This is a genomic window from Gordonia polyisoprenivorans NBRC 16320 = JCM 10675 (assembly GCF_000241325.1).
GTDB classification, from domain to species: domain Bacteria; phylum Actinomycetota; class Actinomycetes; order Mycobacteriales; family Mycobacteriaceae; genus Gordonia; species Gordonia polyisoprenivorans.
On record NZ_BAEI01000054.1, the window covers coordinates 56,215 to 59,277 of the forward strand.

The window sequence follows — 3,063 nt, forward strand, 5'->3', positions numbered from 1 at the left end:
GAGGTGTCGTCCGGTGCGGCGTTGCCCGTGGCGACGGGGTCACATGTCCAACGTCGCACCTCCGTCGACCCGCAGGTCGTGCAGCGTGACGTGGCGCGCCGCATCCGAGGCGAGGAAGACGACGGTCTCGGCGATGTCGGCCGGGTCGGCGATCCGGCCGAGCGGTATGCCCAACCGGAAGCGGGCGGCGTCGCCGACGAGCACCGTGTCGCGATCGGCATCGGAGGCCCACATACCCCGGAGCATGGGGGTGTCGGTGGACCCGGGGGAGACGATGTTGACGCGTACGCCGGAGGGGGCCGCGGCCAGCCCGAGTGACCGTGCGTAGGAGGTCGCGGCAGCCTTGGATGCCGCGTACGCCGGTAACGCGGTGCGCGGCACGGTGGCGGCGTTGCTGGAGACGACCACCGCCGAGCCTCGTCGACGGGCGGTCATCGAGGGCAGGGCCACGTCGAGGAGGTTGCGGACGCCACCGGCGTTGACGGCCATGCAGGTGTCCCAGTCGTCGCTCATCACGCCGGCGGCGGCGACCACCACACCGATCGGACCGTGTTCGGTGTCGAGCTCGTCCCAGGCGGCGCGCACGGCGTCGCGATCGGTCACGTCGACGGCACGAATATCGGTGTCGGGCTGACGGTCCCATCCGATGACGGTGGCACCGGCGGCCCTCAGGGCGTCGACGACGGCAGACCCGATGCCGCCCGCGGCGCCGGTCACCAGGGCGACCTCACCGGCCGGCCCGGCCGGCCCGGCGGTGGATCCTCCGGTCACGCCGTGACTCCGGACCGATCCGTGCCGACACCGTCGGAGGCGTGTTCTGTGGCCGCTACCTGCACAGCGCGCAACACCTGTGCGGCGCGGACGACCCGTCCGGCGCGTTTGCCGATGTACTCGGCGGCCATCCGGTGCTCGTCGCGGGAGAAGTCACCCATCGCGTCGACGACGAAGAAGGGGGCGACGTCGCTCATGAACGCGTCGGTGGCGCTGATCATGCAGCCCATGTGGGCGTAGACCCCCACGATGATCAACTGGTCGCGGCCGTGGTGGGCGAGCAGTTGGCGTAGGTCGGTGCGCTGGAAACCCGAGTATCGCCACTTGGTGACGCAGATGTCACCGTCACGTGGCGTGAGTTGCTCGATGATCTCCTCGTCGCGTCCGGAGGAGAGTCCCTTGCCCCAGAAGTCGGAGAGGATGCCGCGTCGCGAGGGATGTTGATCGCCGGGTTGGGCGGTGTAGACCACCGGAACGCCTGCCGCCGAACATGCTTCGCGGATCGCGATCATATTGGGTAGTGCCGTGGCCATCGGTTCGTGGTCGAGCCGGTAGGCGTCGATGAAGTAGCGCTGCATGTCGTGGATCAGCAGCGCGGCGCGTTCTGGCTGCAACGTCCATTCCACGCGGGCGGGGAAGGGGCCCACGGGTATCTGGTACGGAGCGATCGGGGGAATGGACACAGCATTAGGGTAGCCTCACCTTGTGCACGCGACGCCCTGGCCCCCCGAACTCGCCGAGAAGTACCGCACGACAGGTGCCTGGACGGGCGAGAACTTCGACGACATCCTCACCACGCGAGCCCGCGACCGGCGTTTCGCCGACAAGATCGCCGTCGTCGACGACGAGCGCTCGCTGACCTACGCCGAGTTGGACGAACGCGTCGAGCGGCTGGCGGCCGGGCTGGTCGGCCTGGGTATCGCAGTCGACGACCGGGTGATCGTGCAGATCCCGAACTCGGTGGCCTACGTCGAGGCGGTGTTCGCGTTGTTCCGCGTACGCGCCCTGCCCGTCTTCGGATTGCCCGCCCACCGCGAGACCGAACTGGTCGGCATCGCCCGCTCGGCCGCAGCGGTGGCGATCATCTCTCCGGCGAGCGGTCGCGGCGTCGACTACCGGGCTCTGGCACAACGCGTGGCCGACGCGGTCGACTCGGTGCGGCTGCTCATCGACTCGGACACTTTCGAGGAGCTCTGGGCGCAACCGCTCGAGCATCCTCGCGCCGATCCCGAGCAGCTCGGCTTCCTGCAGCTCTCCGGCGGCAGTACCGGAGTGCCGAAGCTGATCCCGCGCACGGCTGCCGATTACCTGTACAGCGTGCGGCGCAGCAATGAGGTCTGCGGTGTCGACGAGAACACGGTCTATCTCGTCGTGTTGCCCGCCGCGCACAATTTCCCGATGAGTTCGCCGGGCATCCTCGGTGCGCTGTATGCCGGCGCGACGGTGGTGCTCTCGCCGAGCCCGACGCCGTCGGTCGCCTGGGAACTCGTTGCGCGCGAACGGGTCACCATGGTGGGCCTGGTGCCACCGCTGGCCCGGCTGTGGACCGAGACTGCCGAGGCCGGTACCTCGCTGGACCTGTCGAGTCTGCAGACCGTGCAGGTCGGCGGCGCGCGGTGTCCCGACGAGTTGGCGCGGCGGATCGGCCCCGCTCTGGGGGTGCGGCTGCAGCAGGTGTTCGGGATGGCCGAGGGTCTGGTCTGCTACACGCGGCTCGACGATCCCGACGACCAGATCACCTCCACGCAGGGCAGACCGATGTCGTCGCTGGACGAGCTGCGGCTGGTCGACGAGCACGGGGCGCCGGTCACCGACGGTCCGGGTTTCCTGGAAACCCAGGGCCCCTACACGATTCGCTCCTACTGGCGCGACGCGAGCCCGGAGTCGTTTGCCGCCGACGGGTGGTATCGCACCGGTGACGTCGTCGAACTGACCGCGCAGGGCAACCTCGTGGTGCGGGGGCGGGCCGCCGACCGCATCAATCGCGGCGGTGAGAAGGTCTCGGCCGAACAGGTCGAGGAGCATCTGCTGGCCCACCCGGCTGTCCGCGACGCCATCGTCGTCGCCGCGTCCGACACGTACCTGGGCGAGCGCACCTGTGCCTATGTGGTGCCCGTCGACACCGACGACCCACCCACCCTGGCGGGCCTGCGCGCCTTCGTCCGCAACTCCGGCCTCGCCGAATGGAAGCTCCCCGACGCCATCGAGGTGATCGAGGCGTTCCCCGAGACCGGGGTGGGTAAGGTCAGCCGAAAGAAGTTGCGGGAGTTGCTCACCCGCTGACCGTGCGGG

3 protein-coding genes are annotated in these 3,063 nt (G+C 69.4%); 1 reads left to right on the forward strand and 2 read right to left on the reverse strand.

What is annotated here, in order from left to right; translation table 11 throughout:
* Positions 1 to 39: 39 nt before the first annotated feature.
* On the reverse strand, positions 40 to 771 hold the full coding sequence (locus GOPIP_RS12895; RefSeq protein WP_006370116.1) for a 2,3-dihydro-2,3-dihydroxybenzoate dehydrogenase: 732 nt from the start codon (positions 769 to 771) through the stop codon (positions 40 to 42).
* Positions 768 to 1,454 carry an isochorismatase family protein gene (locus GOPIP_RS12900; RefSeq protein WP_006370117.1) on the reverse strand — a complete coding sequence of 229 codons (687 nt, stop codon included), beginning with the start codon at positions 1,452 to 1,454 and terminating at the stop codon, positions 768 to 770. The genes GOPIP_RS12895 and GOPIP_RS12900 overlap by 4 nt, the downstream gene beginning before the upstream one ends.
* A gap of 22 nt (positions 1,455 to 1,476) precedes the next feature.
* Between GOPIP_RS12900 and GOPIP_RS12905 the strand changes: the two genes are divergently transcribed.
* Positions 1,477 to 3,054: a (2,3-dihydroxybenzoyl)adenylate synthase gene (locus tag GOPIP_RS12905; protein WP_006370118.1), complete on the forward strand. Its 1,578-nt coding sequence runs from the start codon at positions 1,477 to 1,479 to the stop codon at positions 3,052 to 3,054.
* Positions 3,055 to 3,063 lie beyond the last annotated feature (9 nt).